The organism is Vibrio sp. 704 (assembly GCF_033339295.1).
This window is the reverse complement of record NZ_JAWOUH010000005.1, coordinates 227,262-250,230: the sequence shown is the minus strand read 5'-3', so window position 1 is coordinate 250,230 and position 22,969 is coordinate 227,262. Positions and strand designations below refer to the sequence as shown.

Annotated in this window: 9 protein-coding genes; 8 read left to right on the top strand and 1 reads right to left on the bottom strand. The window is 43.7% G+C overall.

Annotated features, from left to right (window positions below; genetic code table 11):
- Positions 1-65: 65 nt before the first annotated feature.
- Entirely contained in the window at positions 66-1,064 is a 999-nt protein-coding gene (locus tag R7R24_RS10630) for an HAD family hydrolase (RefSeq protein WP_054579698.1), read from the top strand.
- A gap of 107 nt (positions 1,065-1,171) precedes the next feature.
- On the opposite strand, the gene R7R24_RS10625 is transcribed toward R7R24_RS10630, so the two are convergent.
- A complete protein-coding gene (locus tag R7R24_RS10625) occupies positions 1,172-2,689 on the bottom strand; it encodes an arylsulfatase (protein WP_005377761.1) in 1,518 nt (505 codons plus the stop codon).
- A 247-nt stretch (positions 2,690-2,936) separates the two neighbouring features.
- On the opposite strand from R7R24_RS10625, the gene R7R24_RS10620 reads away from it, so the two are divergent.
- The 7 genes from R7R24_RS10620 (at position 2,937) to R7R24_RS10590 (ending at position 22,918) form a co-directional block, all read left to right on the top strand.
- Positions 2,937-4,373 (top strand): arylsulfatase, encoded by a 1,437-nt coding sequence (locus tag R7R24_RS10620; RefSeq protein ID WP_225455402.1) that lies wholly within the window; start codon positions 2,937-2,939, stop codon positions 4,371-4,373.
- A gap of 152 nt (positions 4,374-4,525) precedes the next feature.
- Positions 4,526-16,666, top strand: a complete 12,141-nt coding sequence (locus tag R7R24_RS10615; RefSeq protein WP_318119493.1) for an Ig-like domain-containing protein — start codon at positions 4,526-4,528, stop codon at positions 16,664-16,666.
- Positions 16,663-18,834 carry a type I secretion system permease/ATPase gene (locus R7R24_RS10610; RefSeq protein WP_213883626.1) on the top strand — a complete coding sequence of 724 codons (2,172 nt, stop codon included), beginning with the start codon at positions 16,663-16,665 and terminating at the stop codon, positions 18,832-18,834. Before R7R24_RS10615 ends, R7R24_RS10610 begins: the two co-directional genes overlap by 4 nt.
- Positions 18,831-20,144 carry an HlyD family type I secretion periplasmic adaptor subunit gene (locus R7R24_RS10605; RefSeq protein ID WP_021033865.1) on the top strand — a complete coding sequence of 438 codons (1,314 nt, stop codon included), beginning with the start codon at positions 18,831-18,833 and terminating at the stop codon, positions 20,142-20,144. Before R7R24_RS10610 ends, R7R24_RS10605 begins: the two co-directional genes overlap by 4 nt.
- A gap of 15 nt (positions 20,145-20,159) precedes the next feature.
- Positions 20,160-21,473 carry a TolC family outer membrane protein gene (locus R7R24_RS10600; RefSeq protein WP_064368370.1) on the top strand — a complete coding sequence of 438 codons (1,314 nt, stop codon included), beginning with the start codon at positions 20,160-20,162 and terminating at the stop codon, positions 21,471-21,473.
- Complete coding sequence (locus R7R24_RS10595; RefSeq protein ID WP_137281949.1) at positions 21,466-22,086, top strand: OmpA family protein; 621 nt, start codon at positions 21,466-21,468, stop codon at positions 22,084-22,086. The genes R7R24_RS10600 and R7R24_RS10595 overlap by 8 nt, the downstream gene beginning before the upstream one ends.
- Positions 22,076-22,918 (top strand): phosphate ABC transporter substrate-binding protein, encoded by an 843-nt coding sequence (locus R7R24_RS10590; RefSeq protein ID WP_206946913.1) that lies wholly within the window; start codon positions 22,076-22,078, stop codon positions 22,916-22,918. The genes R7R24_RS10595 and R7R24_RS10590 overlap by 11 nt, the downstream gene beginning before the upstream one ends.
- Positions 22,919-22,969 lie beyond the last annotated feature (51 nt).

The following is a 22,969-nucleotide window of genomic DNA, read 5'->3' as shown; positions in this document are numbered from 1 at the left end:
CCTGTTTCAATTGAACTATACTTTTGATTGGATTCGCACCTAGCACCTCAATATAAGGAATTAAGATGGCTATAAAGTTAAAGGCGATTGTCTTAGCAACAGGTTTTGCTCTGTCTAGTTACGCTGTTGCTGCTGATATGCAAGATCCACTTCCGTCATGGAACAACACTGACGCTAAGCAAGCTATTGTGGCGTTTGTTACGAAAACAACGACCCAAGGTTCGGATTCCTATGTGCCTGAAAGCCAACGAATCGCGACGTTTGATAATGATGGAACACTTTGGGCAGAAAAGCCTGTTTATCTACAGTTGTTTTTTGCGATCGATAGAGTAAAAGAAATGGCCTCTGAGCATCCTGATTGGAAGACAACCGAACCCTTTGCTTCCGCATTAAAAGGCGACATGGAGGGGATTGGTAAACAAGGACTCGAAGGTGTAATGAAGCTTGTTATGGCAACCCATTCTGGAATGTCTACTGAACAGTTTCATCAAGAAGTTAAGGAATGGTTGAAAACGGCTGTCCATCCAACAACGGGTAGACCATACACTGAAATGGTCTATCAACCTATGCTCGAACTGCTCGACTATTTAAGAGCGAACGACTATCAGACCTACATCGTTTCTGGAGGCGGAATTGAATTTATGCGCGTTTGGGCGCCGGAAGTATACGGCATTCCAACGCAAAACATCGTGGGAACGACGTTAAAGGCGGAATATCAAAGTGTTGATGGAAAACCTACCATCCAACGTATGCCGGAAATAGACTTTGTCAATGACAAAGCAGTAAAGCCTGTGACGATCCAAAACTTCATTGGCAAACGTCCGGTAATGGCGTTTGGTAATTCTGATGGTGATTTACAGATGTTAGAGTGGACGAAAGCAGGTTCAGGTCCAAGATTTTCTGCGATTATCCATCACACGGATGACAAGCGCGAATGGGCGTATGATAAAGATTCTCATGTTGGTAAGTTAGATAAATCGTTTAAAGTAGGTGAAGAGCAAGGTTGGCTATTTGTCGATATGAAACAAGATTGGAATCAAGTGTTTAAAGAGAGCACTAAATGATAATCTTTGTTTGACCATAACTTGCTGCAACCAAACAATTGCAACGAAATAAAAGGCCTCACAATTGAGGCCTTAGTTAATTCCACAGTAGCTTCGATACCTAGGGTCTAGTTTCTAGGTTGCTGTGTCATTGTTTCTACCACTTTTTCAATACTTAACGAGCTACCTTTCGTTGCAGGGAACTCCTTAAATGTCTCTAGGAACTTACGCACGATAGCTTGAGCAGGAACGAACATCCACATTTGATCAGCGTAAAAATGTCTGACGTAAAGTGCTGCATCTGGACCGACCTCAAATGGATCCATACGAAGGTTTACAATCAAAGGCCAACTAGGTGTTTTGCGGTATGCCTCATTAATGGCACCCTCCATAATACTGAAGTGGATCTTCCAGTCTTTATAACGAACGGCGTTTAAATTACCACCAGCATCGAAGTAAAAGATTTCTTTGCGTGCGCCTTCATCAGCTTTACCAGTCAGCAGATCAAGTTGGTTGTAGCCATCTAAATGTGCTTTAAAGGTTTTGCCCGCTGCTTTATGACCCTTCAATAGTTTTTCTTTCACATCAGGTTCGCCCACAGCTGCGAGTAGAGTTGGCATCCAGTCTTCTTGTGAAAAGATATCGTTGATAACCGTTCCTGGTTTAATGTTTCCAGGCCAGCGTACCATCATCGGAACGCGGAATCCGCCTTCCCAAGTCGTACCTTTTTCGCCCTTGAACGGTGTAGTACCACCATCTGGCCAGGTAAATTTCTCAGCGCCATTATCAGTACTAAAAACAACAATGGTGTTATCTGCTACGCCTAGCTCTTCAAGTTTATCAAGCATGACACCTACTTGATCATCTAGGTCCATCATGCCATCGGCGTATAAGCCGTAACCTGACTTCCCTTGATATTCTTCACTCAAATGTGTCCAGACGTGCATACGGGTTGAGTTATGCCAAATAAAGAATGGTTTGTCTTCTTTTACTGCTTTTTCCATAAAGGCCAAGCTAGCATCCATGAACTCTCGGTCTACGTTTTCCATACGCTTACGAGTAAGGGGACCTGTGTCCTCGATTTTGCCATCCGCAGTCGCCTTCAACACGCCTCGAGGTCCGAATTTTTTACGAAACTCTGGATCTTTTGGATAAAACTCAGACTCAGGCTCTTCTTCCGCGTTTAAATGGTATAGGTTACCAAAGAACTCATCAAACCCATGGTTAGTTGGTAGGTGCTCATCTTGATCACCAAGGTGGTTTTTACCAAACTGACCAGACACATAGCCGTGATTTTTAAGTAACTCTGCGATAGTAGGATCTTTCGATTGAATACCCTCTTTTGCGCCGGGCATACCAATAGTCAATAGACCGGTACGAAACGGATGTTGACCCAGAATAAATGAGGCTCGTCCGGCAGTACAACTCTGTTGTGCGTAAGCGTCTGTGAAAATGGCACCTTCATTGGCGATTTTATCAATGTTAGGAGTCTTCCCTCCCATCATACCATTGTGATATGCACTAATGTTGTATACACCTACATCGTCACCCCAGAACACAAGGATGTTGGGCTTATCGGCAGCAAAGGCTGTGGACGCAGCTAATGTACCGACCAATGCCATTACCTTTTTAATCGAGTTTCGCATGAAAATCCTCCGCGATAAATGAATCCATTATCGTTATATAACGTTACTAATTGTGTTCATCATGGCGAAGTCGAGTGAGATGACACCAAATGAGACAATGTAGTCAGTTGAATATAGTAGAGGTTTTTTGTTGCTTCCAAGTAATCCCTGTTTTTCAAAAATGTTAACTAACATGGACTAGACTTTAGTGTGTTTTAAGTGTGATAAGACGCACTTACAGGATTGAATTTCAATGAAAGGCGACACTATGAAAAATAAACTAGCAACTATCCTGTTTCTATGTATCCCGTTAGAAGTGGTTGCGGAAGAGACACCAAATGTCGTGGTAATGTTGGTTGATAACCTTGGGTGGGGGGAACTAAGTTCCTATGGGAGTACCAGAGGTGTTGAAACTAAAAACTTAGATCAACTTGCTAGAGAAGGTGTACGCCTTACTAATTTTAATGTGGAACCGCAATGCACGCCAACTCGCTCCTCATTCATGACGGGGAGGCGAGCGCTTAGATCTGGGACAGATAAGGTTGTTTGGGGAGTGCCTTACGGTATGGTGAACTGGGAGATAACCATTGCAGAGAAGTTTAAGGAACAAGGATATAACACGAGCCTTTACGGGAAATGGCATTTGGGAGACCAAAAAGGGCGCTTTCCAACGGATCAAGGCTTTGATGAATGGTATGGCATTGCAAATACGACGGATGAGTCAGAATATAGCTCTCAACCCGGTTATAAAGCTATATTACCTAAACCTCAAATCCTTTCAGCTAGAGCAGGGCAGGATCCTAAAGGGGTCAAAGAATATAATTTGGACTCACGTAGAACGATTGACAGTGAGCTAGTTGAACATGCCACAGATTTTATAAATCGAAATGTGAAAGAGAATAAGCCATTTTTCTCTGTAATTACTTTTACTCAACCACATTTACCGACGCTACCTCATCCTGATTTTATTGGTAAAACAGGCAAAGGAAATTACTCAGATGTGTTAGCTGAGATAGATTTTCGAGCTGGGCAAGTTATTGGTGCAATAGAAAAAGCAGGAATTAAAGACAATACACTAGTGATTTGGTTTTCTGACAACGGTCCAGAGTGGCATATGCCATACCAAGGCTCTAGCGGGCCATGGCGTGGTGCGTACTTTACGGCTCTTGAAGGGTCTCTCCGAACACCATTTATTGCCTCTTGGCCTAACCACATCAAACCGGGTAGAGTGAGTGATGAAATTATCCATGTTGTGGATCTATTTGCCTCACTTTCTCATGTCGGTGGATACAAATTACCAAGCGATAGAACAATAGATAGTATTGATCAGTGGGCCTTTTTAAAGGGAGATAGTGAAAAGTCTAATCGAGATGGTTTTATCGTTAACAATGGATCTGAAACCTACGCTTATAAGTGGGAAAATTACAAGATGCACTTTATTGATCAAGATATCATGCCGGAGAAAGGGCGCCCATTACAGATCCCTGAAATATACAATTTGATTGATGACCCTAAAGAGGAGTTTGATTTAAGAAATAATGCCACATGGTTATTTCCTATCATGATAGGAAAGAGAGTAAAGTTTGAATCTTCCGTTGCAACAAGCTGCGATACGATTCCTTTCCCTGCTCCATTTGGATATAAGCCCGATTGTAGCAAGGGGAATTTCAATCAATTTCCAGTGGATGGGTTACGCCAGAAGTAGTTTACCCCAATGGCTCTTTCTCGCATACATGAGGTATGTTTTTGGTTCAATATCTCATTAGAGCCATTTAGGGCCATGTTTTTTCTAGTTTCATTTGAACAGTCACATTCGTCGACCATACTTAAAGTTCGTTGTTTCATATGGGGCGAATTATGCAGCCAATACTCTACATTCAAATCGGTAATGTTCTTTGGGCGGTTTTAAGTGACGGTTCTTGGATCCAAATGTTGCCTAACGAACAATTAGTTCCAGAAGTAGAGGTGGTTGTTCTTAATACTGACATTCTCGATATTGCATTTAATGAAGATACAACAAGTGAGGATGAATCGAGTTCGAATGATCTTTTAATTGCTTCTCAAAACGGTATTGAATCCACTTTTAATCAGAGCGTTAGAGATTTTAGTGAGTCTTCTGGTGGGTTAAGTTTTGTTGCCTATATTCGCGCTGTTTTACCTGAGCAACTCGTTTCTAATGGCTATGTTACTAGGCCAGCAGTGCAAGAAAGAGAAAACCCAACTTCTGAGACTCAGGCTCCTGAGCGGTTGAATCCCGATGCTATATTAACGGTGGATATTCTTGATGGCGGCGATGGATACGAAAACCAGTTTGAAGTTCCTAGTGTCACGATTCAAGGTGACGCACTCAAGATAAGCGATGAGTGGCTTGTTACTATCACCATTACCGACAGCCTCAATAATTCCATTACTCTTACAACGACCGTAGAGAATGAGGCTTATACCCTATCAGGCGTTGATCTGTCTTCTCTTGCTGAAGGGCCGCTTACGGTGACTTCTGTGGTTTCTGACATTTATGGCAATAACCTGAACGCCGTCGATACGACCATTAAAGATACGCTTGCAACGGTGAACGTCAATTTTGATGGTGGAGGGGATGAGTATTTAAATCAGTACGAAATCGCGACTACTCGCCTCGAAGGGACGATTGAAAACATTGAAGATGGCCAGCGTATCCAAGTTACGGTAACCGACTCGTTAGGAGCGGTCATAAACTTAGAAACGGTGGTGACTGGTGGAAGTTGGTCTCTGGACGACGTTGACCTTTCTGGGTTGTCTGAAGGTACGCTGACAGTTGTTGCTGAGAGTATAGATATAGCGGGTAACCCTGCAACCAGTGAAAACACCATCATCAAAGATACGCTCGCAAGTGTGACGGCGGACGTTGACGATGGCGGAGACGGCTATTTAAACATTGAAGAGCGCCAATCTGTCACTTTGTCAGGGCAAGTCAGTGATGTTGAAAATGGTCAGACGGTTTCTGTCACGGTTCAAGACAGCTTGGGGGCGATGCTCTCGTTCAATGCCGTTGTCGTTGATGGTATGTGGCAAGTCGAAGGGGCGAACTTATCCACGTTAGCCGATGGGGCGTTAACCGTATCTGCCTCCGTGAATGATGTGGCGGGCAACCAAGCGAAAGCGATGGATGAGGCTACGACCATAGATGCCACTGCTCCCACCATTGATATCGATACGGATTTTTATATTAGCGGTGGTCTTGCCATTGATGATTTCCGTGAGGGTATAGTCACGGAAATGAGAGGGATAACCAGTGGTGTAGAGCAAGGTCTGGCAGTGACGATTCGGGTAAGTGACGGAGACAGCACGCTGAATTTTACTGGCCTTGTTGATGCATCAGGTTCGTGGACAGTAACCGGAATTGACGTAAACACTCTCAATCTAAACAACACGTGGGCCATTGAAGCAGAAGTGTTGGATGCCGCCGGCAACCACGCGGTCGATACCATGCCGACAATAGTGCTACCCGGTTCAACGGTATTTTCTGAAAACATCGTTGGATTTTTTGGTGAGCAAAGCAGCTCGGCAGCCATCAACATAGAAAATGGTGTGCCAGCACTGCATGCAGAGCAGCCAAGTTTGAGTGCGCTTACATCGGTCGGTCAATCTATTAACGTTGTTGTTGCAGAAGATGGGTTGAGCTTACAAGGAACATCGACTGACGACCGATTAGTTTTCTCAGCAGAAGTCAATGATGATGGTACGGTTCAAATTACTTTTTATGAAGCGATTGATCATGGTGTAGGTCAAGATGAGCTAGTGACTAACGTATTGGTTGAAAGCACTCAAAGTGATGCTGACGGTACACAAGAAACGGTTGTGGCCCCCCTAGAAATCGCCATCCTTGATGCCGATCCAGTGATCGAAAATGAGTCATATAGTGTAACCGAAGGCCAAGTCATTTCTGGCAATGTACTGGAGAATGACATTGATATTGATGGTGACTTGTACATTCGATATGTCAGAGCCGGAGGAGAGATCCAGTCTGTCCCTGATGGTGGCTCAGTAAGTTTTAGTCTAGAGAAGGGTGAATTAACCGTATTTTCAGATGGCTCTTGGCAGTTGAATGCCAGTCGCAACTTAGATCACACGGTTGAGCAAAGTCTCGTTTTTGATTATCTCGCAGCCGATGATTCAAAAGATTACGGTGTAGCAACCGCGACCATCGACATTATAGATGGCCAAGCGGGTTATGTAGGTAGCGCTACTATAAAAACAGCAGAAGTACCTCTGGGAGCGGCATTATTAACCACCGAAGGCAGTGTTAATGTGATTGCTGGCTCTGATAACCCTGATCCGACTAGTTTGTATTTTGGTGAGGCATCCATTACTAAGTTAGAGGCATTAGGGCTTACAAGCTCAGTCTCTAATACTGAGCTTAGCTACACGTTAAGTTCCAGTGGGAAGCAAATCACAGCATTTGCCAATGGTGTCACTGTATTTACGTTAACATTGAGTGGCATTGAGTCGGGTAACGATGTACTAGCTTCAATTTCGCTTACTCTTGATCATCCTATCGATCAATTCAATAGTAGTGATACGGTCACTTTCCCGTTGACCATTGGAGGGACAGATCTAGACTCCACACCGCTTGTAGAGAATGAAATTGATTTCGTGTTGAAAGATGGTGTTGATCCTACGTTGAGCAACTTGACTGTTGTTGCAATGGAGGAGATTAATCTAGAAAGTGGGACAATCTTTAAGACTGGGAGCCTTCAACTCGATATCGGGAGTGATTATGTTGACTCTCTTCGATTTAGCGAATTAAACCAGCCCACATTAGTGAGTAGTGAAAGTGAGTTGCTTTACCGTCTGTCTGATGACGGTACGACAATTACTGGCTATATCTTAGAAGGTGGGGTGGAAGTAAATATTTTTCAATCGAAACTATTATCCACATTACCTTTAGAGTCGACTAGTGAAATAGAGTATTCCTTTGAATTATATCGCTCTTTCGATCTGTCAAAAGATCAAATCCTGGATATACCATTGTTAGTTAATGCAACAGATTCAGACGGTGACACCACCTCCGTAACATTGGATATTACCTTAGAGGCAATTGAAGGTTTGAACGATGATGCCTCTTTAACAGTAGATATTCTTGATGGCGGTGATGGATACGAAAACCAGTTTGAAGTTCCTAGTGTCACGATTCAAGGTGACGCACTCAAGATAAGCGATGAGTGGCTTGTTACTATCACCATTACCGACAGCCTCAATAATTCCATTACTCTTACAACGACCGTAGAGAATGAGGCTTATACCCTATCAGGCGTTGATCTGTCTTCTCTTGCTGAAGGGCCGCTTACGGTGACTTCTGTGGTTTCTGACATTTATGGCAATAACCTGAACGCCGTCGATACGACCATTAAAGATACGCTTGCAACGGTGAACGTCAATTTTGATGGTGGAGGGGATGAGTATTTAAATCAGTACGAAATCGCGACTACTCGCCTCGAAGGGACGATTGAAAACATTGAAGATGGCCAGCGTATCCAAGTTACGGTAACCGACTCGTTAGGAGCGGTCATAAACTTAGAAACGGTGGTGACTGGTGGAAGTTGGTCTCTGGACGACGTTGACCTTTCTGGGTTGTCTGAAGGTACGCTGACAGTTGTTGCTGAGAGTATAGATATAGCGGGTAACCCTGCAACCAGTGAAAACACCATCATCAAAGATACGCTCGCAAGTGTGACGGCGGACGTTGACGATGGCGGAGACGGCTATTTAAACATTGAAGAGCGCCAATCTGTCACTTTGTCAGGGCAAGTCAGTGATGTTGAAAATGGTCAGACGGTTTCTGTCACGGTTCAAGACAGCTTGGGGGCGATGCTCTCGTTCAATGCCGTTGTCGTTGATGGTATGTGGCAAGTCGAAGGGGCGAACTTATCCACGTTAGCCGATGGGGCGTTAACCGTATCTGCCTCCGTGAATGATGTGGCGGGCAACCAAGCGAAAGCGATGGATGAGGCTACGACCATAGATGCCACTGCTCCCACCATTGATATCGATACGGATTTTTATATTAGCGGTGGTCTTGCCATTGATGATTTCCGTGAGGGTATAGTCACGGAAATGAGAGGGATAACCAGTGGTGTAGAGCAAGGTCTGGCAGTGACGATTCGGGTAAGTGACGGAGACAGCACGCTGAATTTTACTGGCCTTGTTGATGCATCAGGTTCGTGGACAGTAACCGGAATTGACGTAAACACTCTCAATCTAAACAACACGTGGGCCATTGAAGCAGAAGTGTTGGATGCCGCCGGCAACCACGCGGTCGATACCATGCCGACAATAGTGCTACCCGGTTCAACGGTATTTTCTGAAAACATCGTTGGATTTTTTGGTGAGCAAAGCAGCTCGGCAGCCATCAACATAGAAAATGGTGTGCCAGCACTGCATGCAGAGCAGCCAAGTTTGAGTGCGCTTACATCGGTCGGTCAATCTATTAACGTTGTTGTTGCAGAAGATGGGTTGAGCTTACAAGGAACATCGACTGACGACCGATTAGTTTTCTCAGCAGAAGTCAATGATGATGGTACGGTTCAAATTACTTTTTATGAAGCGATTGATCATGGTGTAGGTCAAGATGAGCTGGTGACTAACGTATTGGTTGAAAGCACTCAAAGTGATGCTGATGGTACACAAGAGACGGTTGTGGCACCGTTAACGATTACTATTTATGACTCTGATCCGGTGATTAGAGATGACACATACTCAGTCGTAGAAGATCAAACAATTACGGGCAATGTACTTGAAAATGATATTGATCTTGATGGAACACTTTATGTGAAATTTGTAGAGGCTGGCGGGGAGCAGAAGTCAATTCTAGAGGGGGGATCCGTAAGTTTTAGTTTAGAAAAAGGCGAATTAACCGTATTTTCTGATGGCTCTTGGCAGTTTGATGCAGGTCGAAACCTAGATCATTCGGTCGAGCAAAGTGTTTCTTTCAGCTATTTAGCTGCAGATGACTCCCAAGACTATGGCTTGGCTAACGCGACGATTGATATTAGTGATGGACAAGCAGGTTACGTAGGCAATGCGACTATAGACGTAACAGAAGTCCCTTTGGATGGCCCGATATTGAACTCTGAAGGAACTGTTAATATTGTCGCGGGATCTGACAATCCGGATCCGAGTAGTTTGTATTTCGGTGGGTCATCTATTACTAAGTTAGAAGCATTAGGGCTTACAAGCTCAGTCTCTGATAATGAGCTTAGCTACACGTTAAGTTCCAGTGGAAAGCAAATTACAGCATTTGCGAATGGTGTCACTGTATTTACGTTAACGTTGAGTGGCGTTGAGTCGGGTAACGATGTATTAGCTTCAATTTCGCTTACTCTTGAGCACCCTATCGATCAATTCAATAGCAGTGATACGGTCACTTTCCCGTTGACCATTGGTGGCGTAGATTTAGATGCCACACCGCTTGTAGAGAATGAAATTGACTATGTTCTAAAGGATGGCGCAGACCCAACTTTAAATAATTTGAATGGGGTAGAAGTAAAAGAATCTGATCTCGCAAATGGAGGTGTGTTGAGCTCAGGGAATTTTCAAGTTGAGGTTGGCAGTGATTACCTCGAATCTTTGTCGTTCATCGTCTCTGAACAACCCTTGTTGACGAGTGGTGAACAAGTTGTGCTTTATCAAGTCTCTGCGGATGGCAAAACACTTGATGGTTGTATTCTTGACGAAGATGGGCAAACTCAGATTCCCATCTTTCAAGCTATCCTCAATGCTTCATTACCTATTGATGCAAATAGCGACATTACCTACTCCTTTGAGCTTTTTCAGGCTCTCGACCAACAAGAAAATACTGATCCAAACGTACCTCTCGTTGTTACTGCAATCGACTCAGACCAAGATAACACGTCGGTCGTTTTAGACATTAATGTGATAGATAACGACAATGGACAAGCGCTAATCAATAGTGGCAATGTCGAGTTAACCGAAACACCTGTCGATACAAACATTGCTCCTGATGGGGTTTCAGCCATAGCGAATACGGATGTGATAGTTACGTCATCATTCGATCCGATTGTGTATCTGGGTGTTGACATAAATGATGGAGATACTGTCAAAACTACACTTGGTGATGCTGTTACTTATAACGGAGAGGCTGTCACTTGGTACGATAACAATGATGGAAGCTTTGACGCAATTTCTGACACTGGAGACGTTATATTTAGGGTCACGTTACCTAGTGACTTCTCTTTGCCATCAAATGATACGTCTACCGTTAATGTAACTGTAGAGCTTTATCACTCGCTTGACCATGTTTTAGGTGATGGGACGCAATTGTCGATCTCTATGCCCATCGTGGCGAGAGATTCTGATGGAAGCGAGATCTCTACGGAGTCCAACATACAGGTCTATGATGGCTTGTTTCCGGAACTAGTAATTACAGAGGGAATCACAGTCAATGAAAGCGGGTTGAATGATGATTCGCTTGATTCTGGCATCGAGGGCTCGTCACCATCCATTACGCTAGTACAAGGTTCAGACTCTATCGCCAGTGTGAGCGTGAATATCGATATGTTCAATGCGCTCGGCTATAAAACAAGTAGTGGCAGCCTGGTTGCGCTTGATTCACCGGACTCGAATGGTTGGTTATATGCAAGAGATGAAAGCGAGCAAGACGTCTTTAGAATTAGATTTAATACCGATGGGACTGTCGAGTTTGATCTATACCGTGCACTTGAACACGATGAACCTGACGGTGTTCCAGCGGACGAGAACACATTAGAACTCAGTTTTTCAATTTATGCCGTTGATAAGGATGGCGACCAGTCTGAAGCTGAGATATATACCGTTAGTGTAGTGGATGATATCCCCGAAGACACAAGCTCACCAATAGAAATTGAACTTACCGAGGGGGATGAGTTTTCGGGAAACTGGTTTAGCAATAATGCCGACTTAATCAGTTCAGATGGCACGTTGATTTCAAGTTTGACCTATGCAGGTGAAACATACGATACGGCGAGTTCGGTATTTAGCAATGATGCTTGGACCATCGATTTAATCAATAGTAGTGATGGTAACTTAAAATATGGAACGCTGACTATTGCTCAAGATGGGACATTTACGCTAACTACCGAGCTTATTGTTAATACGCCTGTAGGTGGTTTGCTTGATGATCTAACGATAACTGTGACGGATGCAGACGGTGACCAAGCAAGCAGTGAAGCTCAATTAATTCTTGATGATGCTAGGGGCTTTATTCGAACCGTTAATGTAGATACGTTAGAAGATAATGGCGCGAATAATAGTGGAGACCCTACGCCAGTCGCGTTACCGATTAGAGTTTCTCCTGGGGATACGGAGAATAATGAGCGTGTTGAAGCGATAAGGATCTCTGTTGAATCTCTACAAGGAGGGGCTCTGTTTTTAGACGGAGTGCGCCTTGAAGATGATGATAATGACGGATTTATTAGTCTTTCTGGTACAGAGCTAATGGGGGTGGGTATATTCACCGTTCCAAATGGTGATCTCACTTATCAACCAGCGCTAAACCTGTCGGGCAACACTATCAAAGTTTCGTTAGCAGTGTCTGCATTAATCGTATCTGATGTCGAACCAGATGGTTTTGTATTACAAGGCAATAATACGTTAAATGTTAACGTTTTACCGGTTGCAGATTTGCCAGAGTGGTCTAGTGATTCGGACTTTTCTTATCAAAGTGTTGAAGATTCCGCTGAATCACTTTCACTCAATATTGTTGCTGAAAAGTTTGACCAAGACGGTTCTGAAACGCTCCACTACCAAATTTCGAATATTCCAGATGGACTTATATTAACACTTAACGGAAGTGCTATTGAGGAAGGTAAAGCGTATAGCCAATCCGAGTTAGATCAAATTGAAATCACATCTAACGAAAACTTAGCCGGAAGATTTACTTTTGATGTAACGGCAGTAACGACTGAGTCGGGTAGTGTGTTTGCCGATGAGCAAGATAAAACAGCGGAGATCACTGAGCAAGTTGTTATCGATATATCTCCAGATGCCGATGTGCCTACGCTGACCGTTAAAAACATTCAGGGGCTTGAAGACCAAACGATTGACTTAAAAGATTACATCCTAGGGCGGCTCACTGACACAGATGGCTCGGAGTCTCTGTCTTATCGCATAGAAGTTCAAGATGGTTGGACATTGCCTGTTGGAGCTGGGATTACGCTTATCGGTATTAATACCTACCTAGTGACCTCCAATGCTCTAGCCAATTCAGAGGCGTTACTTCAACCAAAATCGGATATCAGCTCATTTACTGAATCTCTATCCCTTCAAGTAACCGCCATTTCAACAGAGTCGACTATTGATGGCTTAGCACCTATTAATGAAACCGCCGAGAGCCAATTTGCAACCATTGATATTAAGCTAAAAGGCGTGGTCGATGAACCAATTGTCCTAGATGGTGGACAGGGGAATTGGCAATATGATCAAGCGACTAAAGTAATTAGTAATCTCTCTACGTTAGACGAAGATAACCTGATACAACTGGATTTTATCATCCAGACATCAGACGACGACCTATCAGAAGAAATTAATATCTTGCTTCAGAACATCCCTTTGGGAACACAACTGACAGATGTAAATGGTGACCCTATTGTTCTTCCAATTGCTTACGTGGACCCAATAACGGGGCCAGTTTATCAGGTCTCAAACGCTGTTCTTGAAAACACTTACCTCAAAACAGAGCAAGATTTTAGTGGAACACTGAGCATGGATGTTATCGTCGTTTCAACAGAGCCGGATGGTGATTCTGCTGAAACCCCTCTTAAAGTGGAAATGGAAATCTCACCTATTGTTGATCAAACTGACGGTCAAGAATTACAAAGCAATGGTATTGAGGACAATTTCATCACACTAAATCTTGAGCCTGTCGTTAATCAAGATATAGATTCTAGTGAGTCCTTGACAGGATACACCATTGTATCCATTCCAGATGGCTTAACACTTTACTTTGATGGTAATGCAGTAGAGGAAAGTAATTTACCGTTAGAACTCAATGAACTACTCGATGGTAGCTCGGCAACATTATCTGAGTTGTTAAACAGTGGACGAATCACTGTAAAAGCTAATGAAGACCTAAGTGGGATGTTTAGCCTGGAAGTTCAGTACGAAGTGACAGACACGTCTCCGACGATGGAGACTGATGTAAAGGCAATCCATGGCTCTTTGAGCGTCGTGGTTTCTGGCAAAGTGGATATTGGTAATGAAGATATTGACAAAACACGTTTAGAAGGCGCGACTGAAGTATTCACAAGTACGGATGGGTCTGCTGTCGACGTGAGTGGAGGCATTACATTTACAGAAGCGGATATTGATGGTTCAGAGTATCTCGATTACATCGTTTTACAGATACCGCAGGGTCAAGACCTCATTGTTACTCATCCGAACGGTGCTTCTCAAGATGCCGATGGGAACTGGCTGATTCCAATGGAAGGAATCACAAGTGATAGCGTGTTGGAAACCGCTCAAGATTTGCTTGCTAGCGCATCGATTTATAGCCCATCTAACACAGAGATACTTGATGTGAATGTGTTAGCGTATGTTCGAGATGGAACGGATGCTCAATACATCACTGGTCAGTTCCAAATTCAAATTACTGGCCATGAAGGAGATGGAGACCAGTGTGCTGATCCTGGTGAACCAGGAAGCGTTCAAAGTGGGGATATTGTAGGTAAAGAAGGTGAAGATGTCTCAATTGGGGCGTTTTTAAACCCTGATGTAGCGAGTAGTGACGGTAACTTAGTTTCCTTCTTTGTCGCCGCAGATTCTTTACCTGAAGGAGTCGAGCTTACTGGCGAAGGTGTGATACCTGCTTATGATAATGCGGGCAATCTGTTGGGTTATTCAATTTCTAGCGCTGGATTGTCTTCCTTGACGCTTACTGGCGTGGATGAGGACTTTGCTGGATGCATTACTTTCAATTTAGAAGTGACAGAAACGGCCCCATGCGATGGTGACTCGAAAACAACCGCTCAGACCATTACGGTACAAATCTCTCCTGTTGTCGATGATATCGCGATAGCACCAAGCCAAGTTACGGTTCAAGAAGATACTATAACCAACCTGAATCTTGCTCTTGTATTGGGCGATAGTGAAGGGCCAATGCAGTCCATTACTGGAGAAGGTGACGCAGCGACTGGCCTTGAAAGTGTCAATTGGGTTTCTTTATCTGTGTCTGACGAGAATGCGCGGTTTACTGCCGTGGACCCGAGCCTACTCATTGACAACGGTGATGGAACATGGGTAGTGACAGATGTTACGCGTCTAAACGAAATTCAGTTAATCCCACCTGAAAACTACAGTGGAGAGCTTGTTATTTCCGTTGACGCAAACATTACTGATGAAGTCACGGGAAGTTGTTTAAGTACTGACAGTGCGAAAGATACTCAAACTAAATCAACAGAAGTTACCGTTACCATTGCCCCAGTGGTTGATAAAGCGGTTCTGGAAACAGAAGACGTAGTTGGTAATGAAGATAATTATATTTATTTAGGAAACTTATCTGCATCATTAATCGATCAAGATGGTTCTGAGTCGATGTCTTTGGTCATGACAGGAGTGCCAGACGGAGCCGTGTTGGTTTGGGACAATAATGGGACGTTCGAATTACTCCCTGATAACGGTTCAACGGATGGTGAGAGCAAGGAGTGGCAGCTAACTCAAGCACAACTTGATAAGGTTTACTTTCTACCGCCACTAGATTTTAGTGGGGATATTTCACTAACACTGCAAGCTATTACCCAAGAGTCTGGATCAAACGACTATAACTATACCACTTCTCAGTTCAACGTCGGCGTAAAACCGATTGGCGACGATGTATCGTTGAATACAACCTCTAACACGTTCACTGGAGATGAAGGTGATTCCGTTTCGATTGACTTTTTAGCGAGCGGTTTTGAAACAAATAGCAACGAATATATAGAAGTGTCGATGTTGATCAAAGCAAGCTCTGAACCCTCTGCATTGGAAGGCTTAGGTAGGATTCGTATTGGAACTCAATTCTCATCCTTTACCTTCGATGACGCGGGCAATGCCGTGGCGACGGTATTAGTGCGAGCAAATGAAGTGTCAGGTTTGGAGTTCGTTCCGAAGGATGCATTTGGAACGATGGATGTTGCTCTCAATGTTAGAACGTTTGATCAAGCGATAGTGTCAGGGAAACTCGAAACCGATTTTGGAGATGTGCAAAGCACCGATCTAACCATTGTTGTTACCCCTGAAGCTGATGAGCCAACACTAACGGCCGATTATCAGTCTATTGTGTCTGAAGCGTCTGGGAGTATTCCTTTAGGGTTGAGCATGAATTTAGTCAACCCTGCACCAGAAGAGTTTGGAAGTGTGGAGATTCGCGGATTACCAACAGATCTAGAGTTGAGTCATGGTGAAAGATTGAACGGCATTTACACTGTTGATCAAGAGGATGTCGCTGATCTTTCCATCGTTGGTGGGTTTAGCGGTGCAAGTGATTTTACGTTGTCGATAAAACCGATTGCAACACAGGGTGCTACTGTCGCAGAAGGTGCTGCTCAGACAGTCAATGTTGCCTTAGTGGAAGAGGGTGACCAAACATTACTTGCGACAGATGCTAATGATTTGCTTATTGGAGGAAGTGGCAGCGATGTATTCCAGTTTGACAGTTCAGGGCTCGGTAACGAGTTAAAGCCCTCGTACGATGTGATCAACGATTTCCAAATATCCGTTATTGGTGATGATAATGACACAATTAACATCGCCTCGATAATCACCGCTACCTCGATAACAGAAGTCGATAATAAGCTCGATTTAACAGAGAATGATGATGGCGTAACGCTTCACATAAAACCAGAAGAGACGGGGACAAAACAACAGATTCTTATGCAGGGCGTCACTCTCGATCAGCTTTACAAAGGTGACTCGACTGGCGTAGCCGAAGAAAATGTCTTACAGAAGATGATTGATGACAACAACTTGCTAGTAGGTGGTATGTCATGAAGCATCACTCATCCTCATCAAGTGAGCTGACTAACGATCCTTGGGGGCAATCGTTAACTTGGTTGATGCGTTATTTTGAGGTTAGACACCATACAAAAAAGGTGCTTTCTGGATTACCTCTTGTTGAGGGTAGATTGGATAGTGACTTATTCATCAGAGCCGCTGAGCGAGCCGATCTTGAACTCACATTAATCGATTTAAAATCCACCGCAATGTTGAGCTTTCCATTGGTGGTAATCAATAGGAAGACGTTACAACCCGCTATTATATCTGAGCGACATAACAGCGATTATCAAGTCACGTTATTTAGTGAAGATCAAGGTGAAACGCAATACGTCACGAGCGAGGAGCTGCATAATCAATTCCAGCCTCAAGCATGGCAAGTTTCTATGCGTCCAGAGCTGGACAAACGGATAAGTTCTATTCAAGCGGATTATAATGAACATTGGCTTTTCGCCGTAGTGAAAGAAATGTCTCCGTGGTATCGAGATCTTTTGATTGCCTCTTTCCTTATCAATACGCTAGCGCTAGTTATTCCGCTTTTCACTATGAACGTTTACGATCGTGTAGTGCCTAATCAAGCTTTCAGTACATTATGGGTTTTGGTCGCTGGTGTCTCCGTCATCATTATTTTTGATTGGCTATTGCGTAAAGCAAGGGGAGTTGTCACTGATACCGCGGGTAAGTACATCGATAACAAGCTTTCTTCGATACTTTTTTCTAAAGTTATGGGGATGAAACTTGAACACCGTCCTGCATCAGTCGGTGCATTCGCTCGACAACTACAAGATTTTGATAGTGTTCGCGATTTTTTTACTTCTGCATCTCTTGTGACCTTAGTTGATCTCCCATTTACGTTGTTATTTTTAGTCTTAATAGGTTGGCTAGGTGGGGCAATGATGTTCATACCTATTGCCGTCATGTTTACCCTGCTGATCCTTGGCTTTGCGGTAAAAGCAAAAATAGAACAATCACATACGGAAAGTGCTGCACTATCCATGAAGCGACAAGCTCACTTGTTTGATTCATTGTCCTCTTTAAAAGAGATTAAGCAAAATAACGCTACGGGAGAAGCACAAAAGCGTTGGGAGCAAACGGTATCCATGCTTTCTGATTGGCAAAATCAATCGCGAAACTATTCGAATATCGTTGCTTACTCCATTCAATCTAGCCAGCAGATAATTACCGTAATGTTACTTGTAACAGGCGTGTACAGAATTTCTGAGGGATTGCTCAGCATGGGGGGGCTCATTGCTATTGTCATGCTTAGCGGTCGTGCTGCAGGGGCGATTAACCAGTTAGCTATGCTGTTACTTCGCTATCAACAGACAAAAACAGCGGTTGAAGGCTTAAATTCTATCATGTCTTTACCTCAGGAGGTGCAACGCAGTCAGGTCATTACGTCTGCCGAATTTACAGGGAATATACGTTTAGAAAACGTGAGCTTCCAATACCCAGATGTTGATATGCCATGTTTGAGAGATATTAATCTTACTATCAAGCAAGGCGAACGCGTTGGCGTTATTAGTAGTGCAGGAGCAGGAAAGTCTACACTCCTTTCTATTATTGCCAATCAACTCAGTACCTTACAGGGTCGCGTTTATTTTGATGACATTGACAGTCAGCTTTGGCCCGCCGAATTGATAAGAGAGAAAACGGGTTGGGTTGGCCAAGATTCGCATCTTATATACGGCAGCATTATGGAAAACATAGTATTAGGACATCATGTTATTGATCAAGAACGATTACGCCGTGCGATAGAATTATCGGGTTTGAACCAGTACATGAGTCGCCTTCCTCATGGTCTAGAAACGCAAGTCGGAGAAGGAGGGCGTTATTTGTCGGGGGGGCAAAGGCAAGCTGTAGCGATTTCAAGAGCTTTTTATCGAAACCCAGCAGCATTAATTTTAGACGAGCCAACCAGTTCCTTAGACCAACCTGCTGAGAATGCGTTGTTTAATGCTCTTGAATCGTTGCCGCACTCGACGACGATGATTATTAGCTCTCATAAACATTCCTTATTATCGCTTTGTGATCGAATTGTTGTGCTTGATAAAGGCGCAATTTTGAGGGAAGGATCGCCCCAAGAAATTTTTGCTAAACAACAGTCTAACGCGAAGACGAACAGAGTACGCGCAGTATCAATTGTACGCGAAGGAGGTCAATGATGAGCACAGTTCGTTGGAGTAATGCTCATTTAGCAAACCGTTCGAGAACGTTGATTTGGTTGTCTGCCGCGTTAGTGCTGAGTGTGATTATTTGGGCCTCGTGGGCGAGGTTAGACGAAGTGGTTGTCGGCGAAGGAAAAGTTGTTCCTACTTTGTCTGTTCAGACGATTCAGAGCTTAGAGGGAGGCATTCTAAAGGAGTTACTTGTCATGCCTGGTGAAAGCGTCACTAAGGGGCAAACCATCGCCATTCTGGATGATACAAGGTTTAAGTCGACCTATTCGGAGACCTCTGAACAAGTTGAATCTTTGCTCGCCAGAAAGCAGAGGCTTCAAATTGAATTAGAAACGGTAAAAGTGAATAGCCTCCAACTGGATTGGAAACAACAAGTGAGTATCGAGCCTCAGCCATTTGATATTTCGATGACCGGCCACTCTGCCTATCTGAATGCCAAAGCAAACTATCTTGAGCGGTTGAGCCAACTGGAGTCTGAGCTGGAGGAGGCTAAATTGCGAATTGAGCAACAATCGCAAGCTTATCTAGATACCTTGAATACCATTCAAACACTAAAAAGCAGTCTGGTTATTGTCTCGAAAGAGCGAGATATGTTGAGAGAGGTGGTTTCTAGTGGCGCGGTGGCTGAAGTGGAATTATTAAAACTGAATAGAGACGTTATAAAGCTCAAAGGAGACATCGCGAGTTCACAAGCTGCTGCCCAAAAGCAAAGGGCTGTGTATTCTGAATCCATCGCAGATTATCGTGGTACTGCGCTTGCTTTTAGGGCAGAGGCACAAGGGCAGCTCAATGAAGTTGTGACGCAACTAGCGCAGCTCAATGAAAGTCGTCAGGCGATTGCGGATCAGTTGAATCGAACGCAGTTACTTTCTCCGGTCGATGGAACCATCAAAGATGTTTTTGTCAGAACCATCGGAGGTGTGGTTAAGCCGGGTGAGCCTATTTTAGAAATAGTCCCTCGTAATAGCACGTTAATCGTTGAAGCGAGAATTTCTCCTCAGAATATCGCCTTCATAAGGCCTGGCCTGCCGGCAACGGTAAAGTTGTCTGCCTATGACTTTGTCATTTACGGAGGCCTAGAAGGAGAAGTGACCTACGTAAGCGCCGATGCACTTCAAAATGAAGAGGGCAATGCCTACTACCGTGCCAACGTTACTTTCAAGGTTGATGATAAGTTTACGATCATCCCGGGAATGCAGGTTGTGGTAGACATTCTTACAGGAGAAAAAACAGTACTGAATTATTGGTTAAAACCTATATTACGTGCGAAAGAGAATTCGCTCAGAGAAAGATAGACATAAGGATATAAGATGCGGCTTAAATCAACGTTATTGGTCTTGTTTGCAGTATCATCGTCGCCAAACGCTTTGACTTTAGAAGAGTCAGTTACGTTATCTCTCGATAGCTCCCCCAGTTTGCTTGCTCGCTATTCTCGCTATGAGTCGATGGTACGAGACCGAAATGCCATAAATGGTTCATTTCTTCCTCAGGTTAATTTGTATGCAGCAGCAGGGTACGAAGGTACTCGATATAACAACGGAAACTACATCGACAGTGAAGATAGAACATTAGAAAGAACGGAGATGGGCGTAAGAATCTCCCAACTGTTATTTGATGGATTTAAAACAAGTGCTGATGTTGATCGCCTATCTTACGAGGCTGAAGCTGAACGCTTAGGCTTATTGGCATCTGCGGAAAATGTCGCATTAGATACTGTCAGAGCGTATGTGGACGTTTTACATGCCCGAGAGTTGATGAAACTGACAGAAAGAAACTTAAGTGAACACCAAGAGATCTACCGTTTCATTCTAGATAAAAAAGAAAAAGGTTTAACCAGCAACTCCGATTTAGCACAGGTTTCTTCGCGTGTCGCGACAACACAGTCATCATTGATTGCCGCCCAAAACAATCTTTCCGATGCTAGAACAAGATTTGTACGTTTAGTTGGTCGAGCGCCGCAAAACTTAGTTGAGCCTGTTTACCCGCAGGAATTGCTTCCGAATAAGCTTGACGAAGCACTTAAACAAGCGGTTAGGTTGCACCCATCCATACAGTCGGCGATGAAAGATTTAGAGGCGGCTCGACATGAAGTAAAAAGAGAAAAGGGGGATTACTACCCAGAGCTCAAGCTTGAGCTGTCAGCCAACAAAACAGACAACGTGGATAATATTGAAGGCATTAACGAAGATGCAAAGGTTATGCTGACGGTCAACTACGATCTTTTTAACGGCTTTTCTACAGACTCCCGAGTGGAGTCATCTGCCTGGCGAGTAGAGGAGGCGAGGGCTATTCGAGCAAATGCAGAACTAGATGCGAATGAAGGTGTAAGGCTGGCATGGGACGCACATACATTACTTCAACAGCAAATGGAGTTTTTAAAAGTCAACGTTGATGCGGCGAAAGTAACTGAATTAGGGTACATCCAGCAGTTCAATGTAGGGCGACGCAGTTTGTTAGATGTATTAGATGCCAAAGTTGAAACGTTTGTTGCGAGACGGAACTATACCCGAACAAAGTACGATCATTTGGTTGCCACTTACCGTTTATTCAACTCGATGGGGATTCTGACTTATGCGTTGCGAGTTGAGTATCCAGAGAACTGGAAGGAGAACAATAATGGATAAATTCGCAGTTACGAGTCTTCTAGTTTTCATGTTAGCAGGCTGTGCTGAATCACCGAATACGACGTTGACCACTTACCAGTACTACGACCTTAAAGACAATGATAGTGATGGTGTGATAAACCAACGAGATAACTGCGCAGATACGCCAAAAGGTGTCGTTGTTGACAGTGAGGGCTGTGCGAATTGGGTCAACGACTCGCAGACACACCTGATCAGTTTTTTCTTTGCGATGGATGAGCATCAGGTAACGCCATCTCATGATATGCCGCTAAGCGAGTTGAAAGCACTGCTTCAGAGTAACCCAAATGCGCAAGTCATACTGATAGGAGACACAAGCCCTGAAGCGTCACTCGAATACAACAAAGCGTTGGCAAAGAAAAGGACGGCAGCTATACGAGAATTGCTAGTGAGAAACGGCATTCAAGATAATCGAATTGAAGAGCAAGAGTTTTATCAGAATACGGCATTGACGGTACAACTAAAAAAACGGGAAAGGCGCACAATTGCTGTTGTAAACACGAAAGCTGAAAGTACTGAACAAGCGTGGACTATATTTAGTTCGGACAGCGAGTTGACACCTAATTCGAAGTTGGAGTTGAATTATGAAAATTAAAGTCTTGCCTTTCTTTGCTCTAGCTTCATGTTTGATTTCACCGCTGGCATTTGCTGACTCTGAGGCTCGAACATCGATTTTTGTCGAACCAGAGATACTAGAAACGATAGAAACATTGATAGATGAGCCAAGTGTAAATGTAGCGCTTGCATCTCAGTCTGGTGGTTTTAACGACATGCTAAATGACGGAACCTCTATTGCGATCACATCTAAGAAATGGTCAGATGAAAACATCTCCCGATTTCAACGAGAAAGAGGCCACAGGCCTACACGTTTGTTTTTAATGGCAAACGCTATTGTCGTAATCAATAGTCAAAAGAGTACGGTAGATAGTTTTTCCGTTAGTGAATTGAAACGCTGTGATGCAAATACGTATGCTTTCGGGGAGATGCGTTTAAGTAACCCAGATGTGAGCTCTAATGGTTGTCAATCATCGATTCAAATGCTTGATGAAGACCGATTGAAACGGGCTTTAAGCGACGACTTGTCAGCCAAAGCTTATATGCGATACTCCGATTTTAAATACTCAGAACAGTGGTCGAGCTACAAGGCTCTCTCTGTTCATCATAACGATGACTCATGCTCTTTGAGCACAGATTGCATCTATTCTCTTCGCTATCCATTTTCCGTGGTCTATTACGTTTATGTAAATAAACAATTCGACACTAATCAGAAGATCAAAAAATCAAAGCTATTTGAACTCCTTACAACCGACAACAATACACAACAGGTACGAAATGCTGGGTTTATTCCACTACCAAAAGCGCTTATTAAAATAAATAGGGTGAAGTTAGGGCTAGATGAGCCAGTTGTTTTAAACGGGTATAAATAAACTTCATACGCCTAACTATGTGGGCTTGAGTGAACGTACCGCTCTAGGAAG